General features: G+C 65.1%; 16 protein-coding genes. 8 read left to right on the forward strand and 8 right to left on the reverse strand.

What is annotated here, in order from left to right:
• Positions 1–248: 248 nt before the first annotated feature.
• Together Q7T45_RS17175 and Q7T45_RS17180 are read left to right on the forward strand one after the other, a co-directional pair.
• Positions 249–653 carry a thiol-disulfide oxidoreductase DCC family protein gene (locus Q7T45_RS17175; protein WP_304872145.1) on the forward strand — a complete coding sequence of 135 codons (405 nt, stop codon included), beginning with the start codon at positions 249–251 and terminating at the stop codon, positions 651–653.
• A gap of 192 nt (positions 654–845) precedes the next feature.
• On the forward strand, positions 846–1,055 hold the full coding sequence (locus tag Q7T45_RS17180; RefSeq protein WP_304872146.1) for a hypothetical protein: 210 nt from the start codon (positions 846–848) through the stop codon (positions 1,053–1,055).
• 72 nt (positions 1,056–1,127) lie between these two features.
• Here the strand turns inward: Q7T45_RS17180 and Q7T45_RS17185 are convergent, their stop codons facing one another.
• The 4 genes from Q7T45_RS17185 to Q7T45_RS17200 all read right to left on the reverse strand — a co-directional run bounded on the left by Q7T45_RS17185 (position 1,128) and on the right by Q7T45_RS17200 (position 5,955).
• Positions 1,128–2,315, reverse strand: coding sequence for an alanine--glyoxylate aminotransferase family protein (locus tag Q7T45_RS17185; RefSeq protein ID WP_304872148.1), 1,188 nt, complete (start codon positions 2,313–2,315; stop codon positions 1,128–1,130).
• A 187-nt stretch (positions 2,316–2,502) separates the two neighbouring features.
• Positions 2,503–3,288, reverse strand: coding sequence for an LssY C-terminal domain-containing protein (locus Q7T45_RS17190; protein ID WP_304872149.1), 786 nt, complete (start codon positions 3,286–3,288; stop codon positions 2,503–2,505).
• Positions 3,289–3,292: 4 nt separating this feature from the next.
• Positions 3,293–4,015: a thermonuclease family protein gene (locus tag Q7T45_RS17195; RefSeq protein WP_304872150.1), complete on the reverse strand. Its 723-nt coding sequence runs from the start codon at positions 4,013–4,015 to the stop codon at positions 3,293–3,295.
• Between the two features lie 209 nt (positions 4,016–4,224).
• A complete protein-coding gene (locus Q7T45_RS17200) occupies positions 4,225–5,955 on the reverse strand; it encodes a hypothetical protein (protein WP_304872151.1) in 1,731 nt (576 codons plus the stop codon).
• Positions 5,956–6,372: 417 nt separating this feature from the next.
• Here Q7T45_RS17200 and Q7T45_RS17205 point away from each other — a divergent pair, with 417 nt between their 5' ends.
• The gene (locus Q7T45_RS17205; protein ID WP_304872152.1) at positions 6,373–7,242 is read left to right on the forward strand and encodes a caspase family protein; all 870 of its coding nucleotides are present in this window, start codon (positions 6,373–6,375) and stop codon (positions 7,240–7,242) included.
• A gap of 194 nt (positions 7,243–7,436) precedes the next feature.
• Here the strand turns inward: Q7T45_RS17205 and Q7T45_RS17210 are convergent, their stop codons facing one another.
• Both Q7T45_RS17210 and Q7T45_RS17215 read right to left on the reverse strand, forming a co-directional pair.
• Positions 7,437–7,718 carry a GIY-YIG nuclease family protein gene (locus Q7T45_RS17210; RefSeq protein WP_304872153.1) on the reverse strand — a complete coding sequence of 94 codons (282 nt, stop codon included), beginning with the start codon at positions 7,716–7,718 and terminating at the stop codon, positions 7,437–7,439.
• A gap of 197 nt (positions 7,719–7,915) precedes the next feature.
• Positions 7,916–8,806, reverse strand: coding sequence for an efflux RND transporter periplasmic adaptor subunit (locus tag Q7T45_RS17215; protein ID WP_304872154.1), 891 nt, complete (start codon positions 8,804–8,806; stop codon positions 7,916–7,918).
• A gap of 229 nt (positions 8,807–9,035) precedes the next feature.
• Between Q7T45_RS17215 and Q7T45_RS17220 the strand changes: the two genes are divergently transcribed.
• The 3 genes from Q7T45_RS17220 to Q7T45_RS17230 all read left to right on the forward strand — a co-directional run bounded on the left by Q7T45_RS17220 (position 9,036) and on the right by Q7T45_RS17230 (position 11,717).
• Positions 9,036–9,383, forward strand: coding sequence for a type II toxin-antitoxin system Phd/YefM family antitoxin (locus tag Q7T45_RS17220; RefSeq protein WP_304872156.1), 348 nt, complete (start codon positions 9,036–9,038; stop codon positions 9,381–9,383).
• Positions 9,380–10,006, forward strand: coding sequence for a hypothetical protein (locus Q7T45_RS17225; protein WP_304872158.1), 627 nt, complete (start codon positions 9,380–9,382; stop codon positions 10,004–10,006). Before Q7T45_RS17220 ends, Q7T45_RS17225 begins: the two co-directional genes overlap by 4 nt.
• Before the next feature lie 82 nt (positions 10,007–10,088).
• The gene (locus tag Q7T45_RS17230) at positions 10,089–11,717 is read left to right on the forward strand and encodes a GMC family oxidoreductase (RefSeq protein WP_304872160.1); all 1,629 of its coding nucleotides are present in this window, start codon (positions 10,089–10,091) and stop codon (positions 11,715–11,717) included.
• Positions 11,718–11,969: 252 nt separating this feature from the next.
• On the opposite strand, the gene Q7T45_RS17235 is transcribed toward Q7T45_RS17230, so the two are convergent.
• A complete protein-coding gene (locus tag Q7T45_RS17235) occupies positions 11,970–14,456 on the reverse strand; it encodes an adenylate/guanylate cyclase domain-containing protein (protein ID WP_304872162.1) in 2,487 nt (828 codons plus the stop codon).
• Positions 14,457–14,695: 239 nt separating this feature from the next.
• A complete protein-coding gene (locus Q7T45_RS17240; protein ID WP_304872163.1) occupies positions 14,696–16,753 on the reverse strand; it encodes an AsmA family protein in 2,058 nt (685 codons plus the stop codon).
• Positions 16,754–16,971: 218 nt separating this feature from the next.
• Between Q7T45_RS17240 and Q7T45_RS17245 the strand changes: the two genes are divergently transcribed.
• Together Q7T45_RS17245 and Q7T45_RS17250 are read left to right on the forward strand one after the other, a co-directional pair.
• The gene (locus Q7T45_RS17245) at positions 16,972–17,646 is read left to right on the forward strand and encodes a Crp/Fnr family transcriptional regulator (RefSeq protein ID WP_304741882.1); all 675 of its coding nucleotides are present in this window, start codon (positions 16,972–16,974) and stop codon (positions 17,644–17,646) included.
• A gap of 86 nt (positions 17,647–17,732) precedes the next feature.
• Complete coding sequence (locus Q7T45_RS17250; protein WP_304872165.1) at positions 17,733–19,658, forward strand: PAS domain-containing sensor histidine kinase; 1,926 nt, start codon at positions 17,733–17,735, stop codon at positions 19,656–19,658.
• Positions 19,659–19,743: the final 85 nt, after the last annotated feature.

Consider the following 19,743-nt stretch of genomic DNA (forward strand, 5'->3'; position numbering starts at 1 on the left):
CGCGCTCTCCGCGATGATCCGGATATCCACCAGAGTCTGCGGGGTCCAGGCGATTCATGTCCGCCAGAAGTCAAAATCTTGTTCGGCGCGACTGATCCAAACCGATGGCAGGGTCGTATAGGATTGCGGATAGCCAGGATGTTTGACCCCGCCCGATATTCATAATTGAGCTCGCTGTGCCGCTGGATATGGGGCGCGGGCGCGAAGGGGGGCGGCAGGCGCACTGCCGGGCTGAATGGAGGCGCCGCTTGCAGTCCGACAGACAATCATTAACGGTGTACTTTGATGGAGCGTGTCCACTTTGCCAGGCGGAGATAAATCACTATCGCAGGCAGGAAGGTGCCGGTGCAATCCACTTCCTGGATGTGTCTCGATCCGAAGGAACGCTTGCTGCGGATCTTACCAAACAGCAAGCCATGAAGCGGTTTCACGTTCGCTGCAATGATGGATCATTGTTGTCTGGCGCGGCGGCATTCGTTGCTGTTTGGAGCACTTTGCCGCGGTGGCGGCGTGCTGCACGTATGGCGGCGCTGCCCGGAATTCTCGCGATTCTTGAAGTCGCATACCAGTTGTTTCTGCCGGTGCGACCGACCTTGTCGAAGCTGTTCAGGCGTCTACGGCGAATCCGGCAGCGAAGGCAGGAGGCGCTGTAAGCGAATCGAATTCAGCAAGAACAAGGCTCGCCGCTTGGGTCGCTTTGCGAGCAACCTCACCATCGCAATCCGGCGACTGAACGGTTGAAGCGCAGGTCTGTCCATGGCAGATAATCACGTTCCTGCGACCTCGGACATTTTGGGTGCAATGAGCCGACCGACAGGACGGATAGCCGAAAGAAAGACGCGCGAATGACATACGAAGAAAGAGTGGAACAGGCGATCGCAGCCAACGATATCGAGGCGCTGGTCAAGTTCACCTATGGCTACCCTTGCAAATGCACAACAGTAAAGGGAGAGCCAATGTGCGTCTGCAAGATGCTGCAAAAAGCAGTCCGCGCGAAGGTAGTTCCGCTCCCCCTGTTTAGCGGAAAGATCGAACGGGTTTCAACGCCGGGCTGAACTGTCCGCGTCGGGAAACTCTTGTCCCCTGCCGTCACGAACTGCGACGCCGGGCAGGCGGACTTTAACGAATCACGCTCCCACGCTCTCCCCCAGCCATTCGATCGCGGCTTCGGTGCCGCCATGGCCGTGGGGAATACCGAGCGCCTTCAATCCGACCTCGATCACCCCGAGCGTGCCCAAAATCATCGGCGCGTTGACGTGGCCCATATGGGCGATCCGGAACGCCTGTCCGGCGAGGTCGCCGATGCCGGTGCCGATCACCACGCCGCATTTTTCCTTGCAATAGCGCTGCAGCTCCACCGGACTGTGGCCGTTCGACATCGTCACGGTCGTGACCGTATTGGAGCGTTCGGCAGGCTCCGCGATATTGAAGCCGAGCACCTGGCCCTCGGCCCACACCGCGACCGCGCGGCGCACCGCCTCGGCCAGCAGCCGATGGCGCAGGAACACGTTGTCGAGTTTTTCCTCGTACAGCATGTCGATGGCCTGGCGCAGCGCGAACAACAGGTGCACCGGTGCGGTGCCGGCATATTTCTGATAGTGCTCGCTGCCTTCGCGCGCGGTCCAGTCCCAATAGGGCGTGCGCAATCCGGCGGTCTTGTGCACTTCGCGGGCGCGGTCGTTGGCGGCGACGAAGCCGAGGCCGGGCGGCGCCATCAGGCCCTTTTGCGAGCCGGACATCGCGACGTCGATGCCCCAGGCGTCCATCTCGAACGGCATGCAGCCCAGCGAGGCCACCGCATCGACCATGAACAGCGCGGGGTGGCCCGCCGCCCTGATCGCCTTGCCGATCGCCTCGATGTCGTTATAGGCGCCCGAAGCGGTATCGACCTGCACCGCCAGGATCGCCTTGATCTCGTGATTTTTGTCCAGCCTTAACCGCGCCTCGACTTCCGCCGGGCGGATCGAACGGCGCCAGTCGCCCTTCAGCACCTCGACCTCGACGCCCATGGAGGCTGCGGCCTGGCCCCAGCCGATCGCGAAGCGGCCGCTCTCCAGCACCAGGATCTTGTCGCCGCGCGACAGCACGTTGGAGAGCGTGGCTTCCCAGGCGCCGTGGCCGTTGGAGATATAGATGTAGGAGCGGCCTTTGGTGGCAAACAGTTTCGACAGATCGCGCAGCAGGCTGTCGGTCAGCCCGATCATTTCAGCGGAATAGATGTCCAGCGCCGGACGATGCATCGCCCGCAGCACTTCGTCGGGCATGGTGGTAGGCCCGGGGATCGCCAGAAACTCCCGGCCCGCGCGAACGGTCATTTTGTTTGTCCTTGTTGCGAATGCTCGAGGGAGGGATGCCGGGGAATAGCGGGGAATTCAAGTCGGATTGGAATGATAATATATCAAACTCGTCATTGCGAGCGAAGCGAAGCAATCCAGCTTTGCCTCAGCAGGTTGGATTGCTTCGTCGCAAGGGCTCCTCGCAATGACGGCTGGCACAGTTTGCTCACTTCCTCATAGCCGCCGCCACCGCCTGCCAGATCTGGTCCTTGATCTCGGTCGCGGCGGGGCTGGCGATCACCGCGGCGGGGCCGGTCTGCTTGTGGCAGGCCTCGACCAGCCGCAGGATCCAGACCTCGCCGTCGGTGTAATAGAGATCGCCGCCGCCGTTGCGCCCGGCCAGTGTCGGGCCGATGCCGGTGACCTGGTATTTCGCCTGCACCATGCCGGCCGCCTCCAGGTCGGTCAGGAGAAATTGCCGCTCGGCGTCGATATCGGCATCGATGTGGTGGGTGATGGCGCCGGTGTAATGGCTGACGCCGACGCTGCGATCGAAGGTGGCGTCGCCGAGCCAGACCGGGCGCTTTTCCTCGCCCTGCTCCAGCACCTTCCAGAACCGCACATGGTGGCGGTGATCGGCGCTGCGTCCATCCGCCTTCTCGAAGGCGAGGTCTTCGCGGCGGCCGAGGTAATACAGATTGCTGACCGGCGCCGCGCGATAGGGGCGGTCGAGCAGCACGCTGCCGGCGATTTCGATCGACGATTTCAGCGTGATCGGATCGGCCGGATACCAGCCGGCGGCATGCATGGCGCAGAGCACGTCTTTTGTGTCGCCGACCAGCCCGACATTGACGGGATCGCCGGGAATGCCTTGCGCGGTGCGCGTCACCATCGGCAGCTCGGCGAGCCCCTTCTGGTGCTCGTAATGGGTCCAGAATGCCGGCAGCACGACATAGGCGAGGAGAACGTAGGCGGTGATGACCGACAGCAGCAGCCACGCGGCGCGCTTCATTGCGCTACCTTCGGGTCTCGCGGCAGCCGGCGGCCTCGGCCTCGTCGACCGAGCAGAACCAGCGCGTGCCCTTGCTGATCTTCATCTGGATCTTGGCGTACCAGCGGCTGGCCGGGGTGTGATAGATGCATACGCCGGAACGGTTGACGTTGCCCTTGATGGTGCAGTCGGGCGAGGGCGCCACCGGTCCGGAGGCCGAGGCCAGCAGGATGGCGCGGGCGTTCTCCGGCGGTTTGACGGCGCCGAGGATGGCGGTCTTCTTGTTGCGGACGCGCCAGTCCCACGGCGCGATGAAGGCGCCCTGCCACATCCCGGCCTTGGCCTCGCGCGCGGCCTTCTCGTCGGGGTCGTAGTCCTTGGAAACCCGCACCAGGGCCAGCGCCCAGCCGTTGCGGACCAGCCATTTCTGGATGTCCTCGCCGTCGACATCGCAGCGCGCCACGATGCGGCCGCGGCGATCGGTGACCTGGCGCCGGTTGCAGGACCATGTCCTGGTGCCGGCATATTTGATCAACTCGTCGCGGGCCGTTGCGCCGCAAGCCCAGCGCTCGCCCTTGGTGTTGAGGCAGAGCTGGTCCCCTTGCGGCGCGTCGATGCCGCCGAGGCGGATGCGGGCGTTGCCGATCTGGACGTGGTCGGCCTCGCGGATTTTGGGAACGCCGGTGATGTCGGCGGCGAAGGCTGTGGCAGGCAGCAGCAATGCGAACAGCGCAATCAGGAATTTCATGAAGCAGCGGCCGTCTACCATGAGGAATCGGCTAATCAGGCGCCACGATTGTGGTGCGGATTGGGCTGCCATGCCAGCGCGGACGCTTTCAACTTAACGCGATGTGTCGCTTCGTAGGGTGGGCAAAGGCGCTCTTCGCGCCGTGCCCACCATCATTTGCGCGGAGGAAGGATGGTGGGCACGGCGCGAAGCGCGCGCCTTTGCCCACCCTACCTTGCGGCCATCATCGCCCGCCGCGCCAGCGCCAGGCCCATCAGCACGAAGGCCGAGGTGACTTCGGGGCCGCCGACCAGGATTCGGGTCGGGGTCTTCATCTTGTTCCACTCATAGGCCTTGAACGGCCCATGCCGGCCGCCTTCGCCAAGGCTCGCGACGATGCAATGCAGCGCCGGCGCGAAACTCGCAGGGGAGGCGCCGAGATGGCCGAGCGCGATCAGCGCCAGCGCGGCATCGAACGCATTCATCTCGTGCGCGATCAGCTCGGTCTGTACATAGGCCAGCACCTTCGCGCGGATGATCTCGAACGTGCCGTCGGGATCGACGGCGGCCTGCGCGGCCGGCGGCAGCGCGATGAAGGCGGCGTAGCAGCGGCCGAAATAGGCGCAGTAGAGCTCCGGCAGGTAATAGATATGCGAGCGCGGATTGGTGAAGGCGCCGCTCAGCACCAGCCGCTTCTGGAAGCCGATGATGCGGTGCACGGTCTCGAGCCGCGCCGGCGTCTCCCAAATCTTCCAGCGCGCAAAATTGCGGAAACTGACTTCGAGAATGTCGAGATTGAGCGTCGGATCGAGGTCATTGCCGAACGGGCGCTCGCCCCTGAGATTGTCGATCCAGGTGACGACGCCGCCCTCGTAATCGATGTTGTCGTTGAGCGGCACCGTGACCTTGGGCTCGTTGGCGCCTTCGCTCACCTGGTAGCCGGCATAGAAATCCAGCAGCGGCTGGTCGAGGATCGGATCGGTGGAGCCGGCCTGGGTTGCCGCCGAAAACGAGCAGGCGGTGGTGTCGCAGTCCGGCACGTAGATGCCGAAACCGAGGTCCTGCTTGATCTGCGCGAAGAACTTTGAAAAGCGCGGATGCGGCAGCGGCGCCAGTGCGGTGATGACGCGGACGGTCGAGCCGTCATGCGACTTCACATCCTCGGCGCTGGTGGTCAGGCAGAAGTCGACCATGTCGGCGATGGCGCGGCGGGAAGCGGTGGCTTCGTCCGGCGAGGCGAGGCCGGTCTCGGCAAAGCTCAGCAGCGCCTCGGTGAAGAAGGCGTCGTAATAGGCCGAGCGGTGGCGGATCTGCATCGGCTCCCACATCGGCTCGGCGATGCCCTGCCACGGCGGGTTGATCAGTGCGCGGGCCGGCGAGCGCGCGATGAACACCCGCGCCAGGTTGAACAGCAGCGTCGAGTTCTTGTAGCCGCGCGAATTCAGCCCGGTCAGCGCCATCAGCATTTCGCGGCCGCGCAGATCGGCGTCGCCGATCAGATTGAAGGCGGCATAGGTCGGGATGAAGCCATTGCGGCCAAAGGATTTCAGCAGATGCGTAGCGCAGCCGCGGATCACGCTTTCGATCTGCGCCAGCTCCGGCGCACGCGCCGGCGCCGATGCGGCGAGGGGCCGGGGATGCGACAGCTCGATCGTATCCAGCAGGTCCGCGACCGGCGCGCCGATCGCGGCCCAGTCCGGCTCGGCATGGTCGCGCGCCTGGCCCAGCGCGTCGCGCAGGCGGCGCAGTTTGGCCTCGTCGCGCAATTCGACAAGCCCGGTCCGCCGCAGCAGCGGCCGCAGCGCCGGATTGCCCAGCGCGGTGCGATAGAACTTGCCGAGATGCGGGTCGCCGCCGGAATATTTCAGCAGCAGGGGATCGCAGACGTCGTACAGCGACGGGCCGTGCTTGGCTGCCGTCAGTGCGCGGTAGGCGGCCCCGGCGATGCGGTGAAATGTCATGCAGTTTCTTGCCCAGCCGCGCCGTCGCACGTCCCGCCAGGCCGCGTCGAAACCGCGAAACCGGCAAAATCTCCAACCCTATAAGCCCTTGAAAAACTACACGAAAACGAAGGGATTACAAATGTGACCGAGGTCACGGCAAAATCGCCCGTTTTGGCGCCAGCTGGCGCCCGCAAAAGCGGCGCGACGCCGGCCGTAACCCTATGTAGGATCGAAGGAATTCATCTTGCGCGCGGCCCGCAGGGCTGCCTTCCCCAAACGAGGTTGCCGATGCGGGTCCTGCAGGTTAAGACTTCTTTTGTTGCAATGCCGCAAATAGAGCGCAATTGGGCGACACACCGCCCGGCAACTCCTCAAACCTAATCGGTTTTGGCGCGACTAACTGGCGCGCTTATGCCGATGACCGGGAATGAACCGATGAACCTTTGGCAGATCAGCATCTCCCGCCGCAGCCTCACGATTGCCTCCGTGCTGGTGGCCACGGTGTCGCTGGGCATCGGTGCCCATGCCGCGCTCAACAAGCGCGCGCTCGATGCCGCCAAGGCGATCGCCTCCGAGCAGGGCGAAGCCGCCGCCGCCAGGGGTTCGAAAATCGCGCTGGTGATCGGCAACGGCCATTATCCCGACGCCCATGCGCCGCTGGCGCAGCCGATCAACGACGCCCGCGCGCTCACCGCCACGCTGCGCAGCAGCGGTTTCGACGTCGACGTCGTCGAGGACGCCAGCAAGGACGACATGCGCCGCGCCGTCGCGCGGCTGCAGGCCAAGGTCGGGCCGGATAGCGTGGTCATGCTGTTCTTCGGCGGCTACGGCGTGCAGGCCCGTCGCGAGAGCTACATGATCCCGGTCGACGCCCAGATCTGGAAGGAAGCCGACGTGCGCCGCGACGGCATCAGCGTCGAATCCGTGCTCGACGCGATCAGCGAAAAGGGCGCCCGCGCCAAACTGGTCGTGGTCGACGCCAGCAGGCGCAATCCCTGGGAGCGCCGCTTCCGCGCCTTCTCCCACGGCCTCGCCCCGATCACCGCCCCCGACAACGCGCTGATCCTGACCTCGGCCACGCCGGGCAAGGTCGCCGACGATTCCAAGAGCGCCAACAGCGTGCTGATGACCGAGCTGCTCAGGGAGCTCAACCCGCAGCTCGCCGGCATCGAATCCGCCTTCAACAAGACCCGCATCGCCATCTCCCGCGCCACCGACGGCGAACAGGTGCCGTCGGTCTCCTCCTCGCTCCCGGAAGACGTCAGCTTCACCGGCACCGTCGCGAGCGACAAGGCGGGAAGCTAAGCTCCCTCGTCGTCCCTGCGAACGCAGGGACCGCAACCGGCAATCTCCATCAACGTCGTCCCTGCGAACGCAGGGACCCATACGCCGCGGCCCATCGATATTGCAGATGGTGTTAACCGGCTTGTTGAACCACTGCGCTACTGCCTCAGATGACCGGGATTATGGGTCCCTGCGTGCGCAGGGACGACGAGAGATTAAACCAGCAAATCACTCAGATCGCGCCATTCCAGATTCTCGCGCTCGATCAGCTCGATCTTCCAGTCCCGCTTCCAGCGTTTCAGCTGTTTCTCCCGCGCGATCGCTTCGTCCGCGCGCTCGTAAACCTCGACATAAACCAGCCGGTAAACGCCGTATGTCTTGACGAACGAGGAGCCCTCGCCCTCGCGATGCTCCGCCAGCCGCTTCTGCAGGGAATTGGTCACCCCGATATACAGGGTCCCGTGACGCCGGCTCGCGAGGATGTAGACGTAATACATGCGCGAAATTGAGGGGGCTGTTGAAGCAGGCGTTGAGCCTACAACAAAATACCTTCGTCGTCCCTGCGAACGCAGGGACCCATACGCCGCGGCCCCTCGGTTCAAGCAAAGTGGTCGACGACCTTCTTAAATAACCAACACCTGTGATTATGGGTCACTGCGTGCGCAGGGACGAAGAGGGATGGGAGCGCGCCGCCCTACTTCTTCACATCCACGCTCGCCGTCACCGGCCGCACCGGATCGCCTTCGCGCAGCAGCGCGCCGGCGCGGGCCACCACGATGTCGCCTTCCTCGATGCCGCGGCGGATTTCCACCTGGCCCGACGACATCAGCCCGACCTCGACCTGCTTGGTCTCGACCCGCGCCCGCCGCACCACCTGCACCACGGTGCCGGCCGATGAGTAGAGGATCGCGGTCAGCGGCACCGAGATGCCGCAGCTCTGTCCGGTCTTGATCAGCGCCCGGCCGGACGAATTCACCAGCAGGCGCCGCGGCACCACCACCGAGACGAACACCTGGCCGAGCTGGCTGTTGGGCTCGATGGTCGAGGCCACCCGGCGCACCTTGCCCTCGACCTCGCCGGCGCCGATGATCTTGATCCGCGCGGTCTGGTTGACCGCGAGCTTGGAAATATCCCGCACCGGCACCATGCCGACCAGGTCGAATTCGCTGCGCGCGATGATCGAAAACAGCGCCTCGCCCTTGGCCCCCGCCACCGAGCCGACCACCGCCGTCGAGGCCGAGACCAGCCCCGCGGTCGGCGACGCCACCAGCGTCAGCCCGCCCTCGGGCAGCGACAGCCGGGCCAGCAGCTGGCCGGCAGTGACGGTATCGCCGGGCTCCGCCAGCACCTCCGCCACCTTCAGCCCCGGCCGCTCCGAGCGCACCGAGGTCTCCTCCCGCGGGATCAGGATGCCGGACACCTCGACGATATTGTTGAAGCAGGCTTTTGCCGCCTTGATCACGGTGACCGCGGCGCCCTTCGGCCCGCCCTCGGGCGGCTCGTCCGCGGCGAGCGCGGGGGAGGCGAGGACGAGGAGGGCGGCGAGGAGGGTCCGCGAGAGGCTGAGGGTGGGGAAATGATTCATCGGCAATACGATCCCGTTTCGGGGGCTATCGATATCAGAAGGCGGGCTGACGGGCCAAGCGAAGGTTGAATGATCCTCTAAAACACGTATATTATGTATTCTTGAGGCTGCAACTAAAGCTAGCGTTCAGCCACCTCGCCCCGCTTGCGGGGAGAGGTCGAAATTCGCGTTAGCGAATTTCGGGTGAGGGGACTCACAACGAGCCCCGCTATCTCGATTCGAGGCCGTCATGCGCGAGTTCTCATCCCTCGATCTGCAACAGCAATCCGGTGAGATCCAGCGCTCGGCCGCCGGGTCTCCCGTGCTCATCCTCAATCACGGCAAGCCGCGCTCGGTGATGATGTCCGTCGAGGAGTTTCGCCGCTTGAAACTCGCCGCCGCCGAAGCCTTGCCGAGCGAGGTGGCAAAACCGCGCGCGATCGTGCGGCGCGGCGCGTTGAAGGATCCGTTGGGATACGACACCGCAGACCTCCGGCAAGTCGCGCTCGCCATGGCGGAGGCCGCCGAAAGCGGCCGCAACCGCGATGCCGTGCGCGCCGAGATCGCGGCGGTCGAGCGCCGCTTGGGAATCTCGTGACCGGGCCCGACGATGACATAGCGCGGCGCTCGCGACTCCTGATTCCCGATACCACGCCGTTGTCGCTGCTCGCGCTGATCGGCAGCGATGCGCTCGACTGGCTGTTCGTGCCGGGGGCCGACGTCTGGATTTCGGACATGGTGAAAGAGGAAGCCGTTCGCGACCCGGACCCCGGCGACGATCAACGCATGCAGCAACGCGCGGTGCTGAAACAATGGTTCGCCCGCAACGCCAACCGTATTCACATCAAGGCCACGCGCGAAGGCGAGGAGTACGCCAAGGCCATGCAGAACTGGCAACTGGCTGGCTCGAAAGCCGAACTGAAGCCTTCGTGGAAGGACCGTGGCGAGCGCAGCGTGCTGCAGGTGCTCGAAGTGGTCGAAAGCGTGCTGGCCGACGGCGAAGCCGTCGTCGTACTGGTCGACGACAACAAGGCCCGCATCGCGATCCAGCTCGAAAACGAATTCGATATCGACCTGATGGGCACGGAGAGTTTTGTGACGTGGATGCGAGAACGCTTCAAGATGCCGAATGCGGAGAATGCCTGGGCGGCGATCCGGATTGCGGCGCGGAATAACGTGCCGGATACGAGGGATGATGATCCGGTTTATGTAAGGAAGTGAGTTGCCCGCATCCCCTTGCCTCGTGTCCCCTGCGCTGGTTACCTGACCGGGCAACATCCCATCTCAAAAAGAGGATCCCGCCATGTCCCCCACCTACGACTACATCATCGTCGGCGCGGGCTCGGCAGGCGCAGTCGTCGCGAGCCGCCTCAGCGAGAGCGGCGCCCACCGCGTGCTGCTGCTGGAAGCCGGCACCAAGGGCTCCAATCATTTCTGGTCGCGCGTGCCGGTCGGCACCTCGAAGATGATCGACGATCCCGCGGTCAACTGGTGTTACCGGTCGGAGCCGGATGAGGGCTCCGGCGGACGGCGCATCGATGTGCCGCGCGGCAAGATGATGGGCGGATCGAGTTCGATCAACGGCATGGTCTATATCCGCGGCCAGGCGCGCGATTACGATCACTGGGCCCAGCTCGGCAACCGCGGCTGGAGCTATCAGGACGTATTGCCGATCTTCAAGCGGATGGAGCGTTACGCCGGCGGCTCCGATGAATTTCGCGGCCGCGACGGGCTGCTGCGGGTCACCGATACGCCGCGCAACAAGCTGCCGCTGCTGGAGAAGATCATCGAGGCCGCCGGCCGCATTGGCCTGCCGTTCAATCCCGACCAGAACGCCGAGACCCAGGAAGGCGTCGGCATGTCACAGGTGACGATCGCGAAGGGGCGCCGCCAGAGCACGGCGGTCTGCTATCTCGATCCGGCCCGGGGGCGGCCGAACCTCGCGATCGAGCAGGGCGCGCTGGCCGAGACGCTGGTGCTGGAAGGCAAGCGCTGCGTCGGCGTGCGCTATTCCGTTGAAGGCGTGCGGCGCGAGGCGAGGGCGGCGCGTGAGGTCATCGTCTGCGGCGGCTCGATCAATTCGCCGAAACTGCTGGAGTTGTCCGGCATCGGCCAGAGCGAGCGCCTGCGCGCGCTCGGCATCGCGCCGCTGCATGAATTGCCGGGCGTCGGCGAGAATCTGCGCGACCACTATTCGCCGCGGGTGAAGTTCGCGATTGTGGAGCGCAACCTCACCTTCAACGACAATGCGCGCGGCTGGCGCCTGGCGCGGGAAGCCCTGAAGTACGCGCTGTTCGGTACCGGCTTTCTCGCCTCGACGGCGGTCCCGATCCGGATCTATTTCCGCACCCGCGAGGGACTGGAAACCACTGATGCCACGATCTCGATCCTGCCTTTCCTGTATGAGATGGTCGGCGGCGTGCGCCGGGTCGCCAAGCGGCAGGGCATCACGATGAACGTCAACGTGCTGCGTTCGGAGAGCACGGGTTCGATCCACATCACCTCGTCCGATCCCGCCGCACCGCCCGCCATCCGGTTCAACTTCCTCTCCACCGAGCACGACCGTGCCGGTGTCATCGCCGCGATCCGCAAGGGCCGCGAACTGATGGCGACGTCGCCGCTGAAGGAGATCACCGGCGAGGAAATTGCGCCCGGCGCGCAAATTCAGAGCGACGCCGACATGCTGGAGTGGGTGCGCCACAATGCCGAAACCACGTTCCATCCGGTCGGCACCTGCAAGATGGGCTCCGACGCCATGGCCGTGGTCGACAGCGAATTGCGGGTGCATGGCATCGAGGGCCTGCGGGTGGCGGATGCCTCGATCATGCCGATGCTGATCTCGGGCAATACCAACGCGCCCGCCATCATGATCGGCGAGAAATGCGCCGAGATGGTGCTGGCCGCCGCGACGGCGCGGCAGGCGGCGGCGTAGGCGCGGCCTGACGTACTATATCTTGTGGTGGGACGAGTGCCGCCAGTCCAGCCATTCTGTTCATGGGGTTGTTTTCGACATTTTGTGGTGCGGCTCCCGCCCGCCACACCCGTGGTGTCGTCCCTGCGAACGCAGGGACCCATAACCACAGGTGTTGGTGATGGTGAGAAAGCCATTCAACAGCGTCGTACAAACGAGAGGCCACGGCGTATGGGTCCCTGCGTTCGCAGGGAGGACAGCGCGGGGTGTTGCCTACACCGGCTGCTGCCGCCGCCGCGGCGCCTCGGTCTCCGCCACCTCTGCCGCCGCCGCCACCTCACCCTCGTCGCGCCACCGCAAAATCTCCACCGCCAGGATCGGATGGTTGAAGCCCTTCAGCGTCAGGTCCTCCAGCTGGCGGCCCTCGGCCCAGGGCTCGACCATACCGAACACGCGCTGGCTGACCACGATCTGGCCGGCCTTGGCCTCGTCGCACAGCCGCGAGGCCAGGTTGGTGACGCTGCCGATCGCGGCGTATTCCAGCCGCTGCTCGAAGCCGATCTGGCCCAGCGTCGCATAGCCGAGCGCGATGCCGACGCCGAAGCCGAGGCTATGCCCGCGGTTGCGCCATTTCTGGGTCAGCACGCCGATGGTGTCGCGCATCTCCACCGCCATCTTCACCGCGCGCTGCACGTGATCCTCGAACTGGATCGGCGCGTTGAACAGGATCATCACGCCGTCGCCGGCATAGCGGTCGAGCGTTCCCTCGTAGCGGAAGATCAATTCGCCGAGTGCGGCGTGATATTCGCGCAGCACGTTCATGGCCTCTTCCGGCTCGGTGGTCTCGGTGAAGGCGGTGAAGCCGCGCAGATCGCAGAACACCACCGTCACCTCGCGGCGATGGCTGTCGAGCAGCGAATCATGGCCGTCGGAGGAGGCGATCAGCTGCGCCACCTGCGGCGGCAGGAAGCGCTCCAGCCGGCGGATGCGCTCGATCTCGCCGAGCTGCTTCTCGACCCGCTCCTCCAGCGACCTGTTCCAGTTCTTCAGTTCGTCGGTCTGTTCCTGCAGCTTGGCGGCCTGCTGCTGCACGGTGGAATGCGCCGAAGCGAGTTCGCGGCCCTTGGCGTCGACTTCCGAAAACAGCCGCGCATTGCGCATCGCCAGCACCGATTGATGCGCAAAGGTCTTCATCAGCCCGATCAGGTCGGCTGAGAACTCGCCGGCCTCTTTGCGCAACACCACCAGCGATCCCAGAACGCCCTTCTGGTCGACCAGCGGCACCACCAGCACCGAATGGAATCCGGCTTCCATCACGACGTCGCGCAGCCGGTTTTCGACGGCCCCGGCGAGATCGGGGATCGCGATCGGCTCGCCTTGCGCCGCGGCCTCGCCGAGCACGCTGTCGGCCTCGTCGATGACAAGATGATTGCCTCCGGCCGCCTTGTCGATGCCGATCGCCTCGGTGAGGTTGAACTGATGCTTTGCCGCGTCATGGCCGTAGATCAGCACCGCGTCGGCATGGGTGATTTCCAGCGCCCGCGCCGCCACCGTCGGCAGCACGGCGTTGAGATCGAGCGAGGAGGCCACCGCGCGGCCGACTTCCTCGAGCACCTTGAGCTCGTTGATCGAGCGCGCCAGATCCCGCGTGCGCGCCTCGACCTTGGATTCGAGGCCGGCATAGGTTTCCTGCAGCTGGCCGGCCATGCTGTTGAACTGGTCGGACAGTTCTTCCAGCTCATCCCTGGTGCGCACCTCGATGCGATGGCTGAAATCGCCGGCACCGAGCCGCCGCGCCCCGGCGCGCAAGGCCGTGATCGGGATCAGCATCCGCCGCGCCAGCACGGTGCCGGCGAGAATCGCGACCACCAGGCCGAGCCCGATCAACAGCGCGCTCCGCACCAATTGGTCGCGGATCGGCGCCAGCGCCTGCGCGGTCGGCTGCTCGAACAGCGCATGCCAGCCGAGTTTTGCAACAGCGCTCGATGCGGTCAACACCGCCTCGCCATCAAAGCCGGTGCCGGAGGTGAGCGGTGTGCCGTCCGGCTTCAGCAGGGCTGCGACCTGCGGCAGCCTGGCGAGTTCGTTGCCGACCTCCGGGCCCTTCGAGCCCGCCAGCACCTGGCCGCGGGCATCGACCACATAGGCGTAGCCGACCTTGCCGATCTGGGCCTCGCCGAGGAAATCGTTGAGAAAGCGCAAATCGATTTCGGCCAGCGTCACCCCGGCATTGACGCCGGAATGCGACACCGCGATCGACATGAACGGACGGGAGCCGACGAAATAGGCCGGCGCGAAGGTGACGCCCTTGGCGTTGGTCTCGATGAAGCGGACGTCGCGGGAAAAATCGCCGTCGCTGTCGGTCACCACCTGGGTGCGCGACATCCGCAGCAATTCGCGGCCACTTCCGCTGAGAAATGTGAGCTGGCTCACCGCCGGCAGCTGGTTCAGCAGCTGCGCATAATCGGCGCGGCGCTGCTGCAGGGTGCGATCGAGGCTCGCGGCCGTCGCGCTGGCGCGCGTCACCCAGCTGATCTGCCGCTCCAGCTCGAAGATCGACTGCTCGATCCGCCGCGCGGTGGCCTCCGCCTTCTCGCCCATGGCCTCGACCAGCGCGACGCGAGTACCGCGATAGCTGATCCAGGTTTCCATCGCGCCGTTGACCGCCAGCACGAACACCACGAGGCCGACCAGCGAGACGACGTATTTGGCGAACAGCCCTTCGCGCAGAAACCAAGTTTTGTCCTTGACCGCGCTCATCCAGACCCTCGTGCGCCGCCCCGCCTTGAGGTTCGCGCCCAGCCGGCCCTGTTTAGCACAATTTGTCGCGCCCGGACGGAGTCGCCCCCAGCATGGTTAGCCATGATTTTAGGCATTGGGAGGGTGCTCCAACCCCGTCATGGCCGGGCTTGACCCGGCCATCCACGCCTTTCTTGCTTCCGATGAGCGGAAGGAAGACGTGGATGCCCGGGTCAAGCCCGGGCATGACGGGTCTTCCTTCAGCGGTTGAACAACTGCCGCAGCACGTCGTTCATCGCCGGGCTGTCCTGGGCACCGTCCGGGATCGTTTCGTTGGGCGATGCCGGCGCCGGCGGGATCGACGGCACCGGGGAAGCCGGCGCGGCGAGGCTGCGGCCCTGGCTTGGCCGTTGCGCCGGCGGGGGTTGCCCAATTCCGCCTTGCCCCAATCCGCCTTGGCCCAGCCCCTGCTGGATCAGATTACCCAGCGTCTCGCCGAGCTTGCCGCCGAGCATGTCGTTCAATCCGCCGCCGGGCGCGGCTCCGCCAGCCGCCGCGCCGCCGCCAGGTTGCGCGCCGCTCAACCCGCCCAACAGCGCGTCCAGTCCGCCGCCGTCCTTGCCGAACAGGCCCTTGCCCATCTCCTTCAGCTTGGCATAGGCCGCATCGGGATTATCCAGCATGCCGGCCATATCGGGATAGATGCGCGGCTCGGACCACGGCCCGTCGATCATCACGGGAATGCCGAGCCCGACCGGATCGGCGGCGCGGCCCTGGCCCTGGGTGGTCAGGACCAGCTTGGGCTCGACCCGGAACGCGATCTGCTTGGTGCCGAGGTCGATGGTGCCGATGCCGGTCATCTTCACCAGCGGGCCGACCAGATTGAGATCGGTGGTGGCGGCCTGGCCCTTGTCGATCTTGAACGAGGCGGAGAGCTGGCTAAGGTCGGTGACCTGGTCCGGCCCTTGCTGCCAGCCCGACAGCGTGCCCGAGGTCAGCGAGCGAATCATCTTGGCGACGTTGAGCCCGCGGATGGCGCCGTCCTGGAATACGGTGAACACCGTGCCGTTGAGGTTGGACATGATAGCGCGCGGGCTGGCGCCGGTGGAGCGTACGGCAATCTTCGCCTGCATCTTGCCGTCCAGCTTGTCGAAGTCGGCGACGCTGCTCAAAAGCGGCAGCGCGCGGACGCCCGCTAGATCGCTGCGCAGCGCGAAGCTCGGCTCGGCCGCCGACGCATCCGCGGTGATCTCGCCGCTGGCCTGGCCGCCATAGGCGCCGAGATTGGAAAACCGCACCTTGAGCGCGCCGCTGGCGAGCGTGGCGTCGATCGCGGCCGGCGCGAATTGCGCGCCGCCCACTTTGAGTTCGGCGGCGGAGGCGCGCACCTGCGCGTCGACATAGTTCAGGCCGCTGACGTCGAAGGTCGCGTTGCTCCAGGGCTGCGCGCCCGATGCGCCGCTCGGCGTGGCGCCGCCGAGATCGAGCCGCTGGAAGTCGAGATCGAGTTTGACCAGCGGCTTGCTGGCGAGATCGACCGAGGCCCAGCCGTTGAACGCGCCGTCGCCGAGCGTGCCCGACAGGCCGTTGATCATCACCGTCGAACCGTTGAGCCGGACCTCGGCTTTGGCCGACACCGGCGCCTGCAACATGCCGGGTGCGTCGAGCACGATTTCGACGGGAATGTTCTGCCGCTCCAGCGGCGGCACCGGCGCGGTGGCGTTGATGTCGAATTTGAGCGGACGATCGCCGACCTTGGCGCTGCCGGCAATCTTGACCTTGCGGTCGGCGCCGATTTTGGCTTCGGCGTTGATGCCCTCGATGCGATTTTCCACGCGGTCGCGCAAATTGGAAAACACCACCGTGCCGTCGGTCACCTTGATGCGATCGATCGCGGCCTTGTCGGCGCCACCGGGGGGCGGCGCGGGCCTCGCCGATGAGATCAGCTGTCCCGAGCGTTCGCGCAGCAGCGGCACATGCAGCACCGGCTTCCTGATGACGAGTTCGGTGACCTGCGGGCGGCCCGACCACAGGCTCGCCAGCGTCACGTCGGCCTGCACGCTGCCGACGGTGACGCGGCTGGAGCCGTCGCGGTCTTTCGGGTCCTGCAGCGTGACGTCGTTCAGCGTCACATTGAGCGACGGCCAGATCCCGATCTTGCTGGAGCCCGCGATGGTGAGCCGGTAGCCGGTTTCGCGCTCGACCCGCGCCTGGATTTCCGACGTCAGGAAACCCGAGGGAACGCCGATGATCAACAGCAAGCCGGCCACCACGATCACGGCGACGATGGCGGCCCCGGCGATTTTCAGTACTCTCATGTCGTCATTCCAGATCGGCCAGCCGCATGCGAATTCAGCCCGGCCGTATCGGCGCGGACCCTTGACCCCCAAGCTTATCCCGAAGGGGAAACCGCTCAAAGCCAGCAAAAATAATCCGGAGGTGCTGCAAAGATATGTGACTTATGACACACTTCGGGGCGGGCAAGATTTGCTAACGCCCATCTGACGATCTCGCATCCTCGCTGGAAGGCATTGCAATGAGTAAAGCGGCCGAATTTGCGGTCATTCTGAAGATGAATCCGATGTTCGCGGACCTGGGGCCCGATGAATTGCAGCGGATCTCCAGCCTCTGCCACACCCAGCACCTTGGGGTCGGCGAGATGCTGTTCCAGAAGGGCGACGCCGGCGACGCCCTGTTCGGGGTCCGCCGCGGCCAGATCCGGATCGAGACCGGGGCATCGGACGGCAGCCGCCTGACCCTGAATTTCCTCGGCCCCGGCGATCTGTTCGGCGAGGTCGCGGTACTCGACGGCCAGAGCCGCACTGCGGATGCCACCGCCGGCGAGCCGACCGAATTATTCGTGCTGCGGCGCGAGGATTTCCTGGCCCATCTCGAGCGCGAGCCCCGCGTCGCGGTCAAGCTGATCATGCTGCTGTGCCAGCGCATCCGCTGGATGAGCGAGCGGATGGAGGAATCCATGCTGCAGCCGCTGCCGGTGCGGCTGGCGCGCCGGCTCTGCGCGCTGTCGTCGGATTTCGGCTCCGAGGTGCACATCTCGCAGGAGCAACTCGGCGTCTTCGTCGGCGCCGCCCGCGAAAGCGTCAACCGCCAGCTGCAGCTGTGGCGCAAGGACGGCATTCTCGATCTGCAGCGCGGCCGAATCCTGCTTCAGAACATGACCAAGCTGACGGCGGTGGCGCGGAACGACTAGAACCGGCCGAAAACGCTGTGCCTGCCCACGGAACCATACGGCCAGAACCGGGTTTCCCAAGGTTGGGGTTGGCCGGGGAGTATTCAATGCGAGGAAGTCAGCTGTTCGACGCGTCATTGTCCGACAATGGCCGTTACCGCATGCTGATCGAGGCCATCACCGATTACGCGATCTATATGCTTGATTCCAACGGCATCGTGTCGAGCTGGAACCCGGGCGCGCGGCGCTTCAAGGGCTACGAAGCCTCCGAAATCGTGGGCGAACATTTCTCGCGCTTTTACACTGAGGCCGATCGCGCTACGGGATTGCCGCAAAGGGCGCTGGAGACCGCGGCACGCGAGGGAAAGTTCGAGAGCGAGGGATGGCGTGTCCGCAAGGATGGTACCCGGTTCTGGGCCTTTGTCGTCATCGACCCGATCAGGGATGGTTCCGGCAACGTCGTCGGTTACGCCAAGATCACGCGCGACCTGACCGAGCGGCGAGCCGCCGAGGAACAGCTCAGGCGAAGCGAGGAGCAGTTCAAGCGTCTTGTTCAGGGCGTCACCGACTACGCTATCTACATGCTGACGCCGGAGGGCCTGGTGTCGAGCTGGAACGCGGGTGCGGAACGGATCAAGGGCTACGAGGCCTCCGAAATCATCGGGCAGCATTTCTCCCGATTCTATATCGAGCAGGACCAGCGCGCGGGAGCCCCGCAAGCCGCGCTCGAAACGGCGGCGCGCGATGGCAGGTTCGAAAAGGAAGGCTGGCGCCAGCGCAAGGACGGCAGCAAATTCATGGCCAGCGTCGTCATCGATCCGATCCGCGCCGACGATGGAACATTGCTGGGCTTCGCCAAGATCACCCGCGACATTACCGAGCGCAGAAAGTCCGAGCGCGCACTGCAGGAGACCCGCGAAGCCCTGTTCCAGTCGCAGAAAATGGACGCGATCGGACAGCTCACCGGCGGCGTCGCGCATGATTTCAACAATCTCCTGATGGCGGTGCTGGGCAGCCTCGAACTGCTGCGCAAGCGTCTTCCCGACGATCCCAAGACGTTACGTCTGGTTGATAACGCCATGCACGCCGCCCAGCGCGGCGCCGGGTTGACGCAGCGGATGCTGGCCTTCGCGCGCCGGCAGGAGCTCAATCCGGTGGCGCTCGACGTTGCGGACCTCGTTCGCGGCATGACCGATCTGCTGCACAGTTCGCTCGGCGCCACCGCGCAGATCACGATGGAGTTCGCCTCCGGGCTGAACAAGGTTCTCGCCGATCCGAACCAGCTGGAACTGGCCATCCTCAATCTCGTCGTCAATGCGCGGGACGCGATGCCGAAAGGCGGCTTGGTCGTCATCACCGCGAAGGAGGAGACCATCGCGGGCGCGCCGGACCTGAAGGACGGAAATTATGTCTGTCTGTCGGTGACCGACAACGGATGCGGAATGGACGAAGCCACGCGCCGGCGGGCGCTGGAGCCCTTCTTCACCACCAAGGGCATCGGCAAGGGCACCGGACTGGGGCTGTCGATGGTTCATGGCATGATCCAGCAGTCCGGCGGCAAGTTCATGCTCAGGAGCAGCAAGGGCGACGGCACCACGGCCGAGCTTTGGCTTCCGGTAGCGGACGGTCCTGACCATGTTCGGAACGAAGCCGCCTTGAGGCCATCGAATGGAAAGGAAGGTCCTCTCCTGATCCTCGCGGTGGATGACGATGCGCTGGTGCTGCTCAATACCGCGGCCATGCTGGAAGACCTCGGCCACACCGTGCTGGAGGCGGTCTCCGGCAAGGACGCCCTCGACATCATCCGGCGCGACGACACCATCGATCTCGTGATCACCGACCAGGCCATGCCGCACATGACGGGCTCGGATCTCGCCGCCGCGATCAGGGCGGAAAAGCCCTATCTGCCGATCATCCTGGCGACCGGATTCGCCGAGCTGCCGCCCGGCGCGGACGAGGGCCTGCCCAAACTGTCGAAGCCGTTTCTGCAGCAGCAGCTCGCGGATGTGATCGCGAAGACGGTGGCGGGTTGAGGCGGGGGGTCTTCAAGTAAAGTCCGTAGCCCGGATGGAGCGCTTGCGAAATCCGGGGCCGCCGCCGCGTTCGTCCCGGATTGCG

The sequence above is a fragment of the Bradyrhizobium sp. genome (assembly GCF_030646015.1).
Lineage (GTDB): Bacteria > Pseudomonadota > Alphaproteobacteria > Rhizobiales > Xanthobacteraceae > Bradyrhizobium.

Excerpts from the sequence above, each read along its gene's own strand:
- Q7T45_RS17190 (WP_304872149.1), bottom strand. The coding sequence starts at position 3,288 with ATGAAGCGCGCCGCGTGGCTGCTGCTGTCGGTCATCACCGCCTACGTT.
- Q7T45_RS17180 (WP_304872146.1), top strand. The coding sequence starts at position 846 with ATGACATACGAAGAAAGAGTGGAACAGGCGATCGCAGCCAACGATATC.
- Q7T45_RS17195 (WP_304872150.1), bottom strand. The coding sequence starts at position 4,015 with ATGAAATTCCTGATTGCGCTGTTCGCATTGCTGCTGCCTGCCACAGCC.
- Q7T45_RS17220 (WP_304872156.1), top strand. The coding sequence starts at position 9,036 with ATGCGCGAGTTCTCATCCCTCGATCTGCAACAGCAATCCGGTGAGATC.
- Q7T45_RS17235 (WP_304872162.1), bottom strand. The coding sequence starts at position 14,456 with ATGAGCGCGGTCAAGGACAAAACTTGGTTTCTGCGCGAAGGGCTGTTC.
- Q7T45_RS17185 (WP_304872148.1), bottom strand. The coding sequence starts at position 2,315 with ATGACCGTTCGCGCGGGCCGGGAGTTTCTGGCGATCCCCGGGCCTACC.
- Q7T45_RS17230 (WP_304872160.1), top strand. The coding sequence starts at position 10,089 with ATGTCCCCCACCTACGACTACATCATCGTCGGCGCGGGCTCGGCAGGC.
- Q7T45_RS17245 (WP_304741882.1), top strand. The coding sequence starts at position 16,972 with ATGAGTAAAGCGGCCGAATTTGCGGTCATTCTGAAGATGAATCCGATG.
- Q7T45_RS17200 (WP_304872151.1), bottom strand. The coding sequence starts at position 5,955 with ATGACATTTCACCGCATCGCCGGGGCCGCCTACCGCGCACTGACGGCA.
- Q7T45_RS17215 (WP_304872154.1), bottom strand. The coding sequence starts at position 8,806 with ATGAATCATTTCCCCACCCTCAGCCTCTCGCGGACCCTCCTCGCCGCC.
- Q7T45_RS17240 (WP_304872163.1), bottom strand. The coding sequence starts at position 16,753 with ATGAGAGTACTGAAAATCGCCGGGGCCGCCATCGTCGCCGTGATCGTG.
- Q7T45_RS17205 (WP_304872152.1), top strand. The coding sequence starts at position 6,373 with ATGAACCTTTGGCAGATCAGCATCTCCCGCCGCAGCCTCACGATTGCC.
- Q7T45_RS17210 (WP_304872153.1), bottom strand. The coding sequence starts at position 7,718 with ATGTATTACGTCTACATCCTCGCGAGCCGGCGTCACGGGACCCTGTAT.
- Q7T45_RS17250 (WP_304872165.1), top strand. The coding sequence starts at position 17,733 with ATGCGAGGAAGTCAGCTGTTCGACGCGTCATTGTCCGACAATGGCCGT.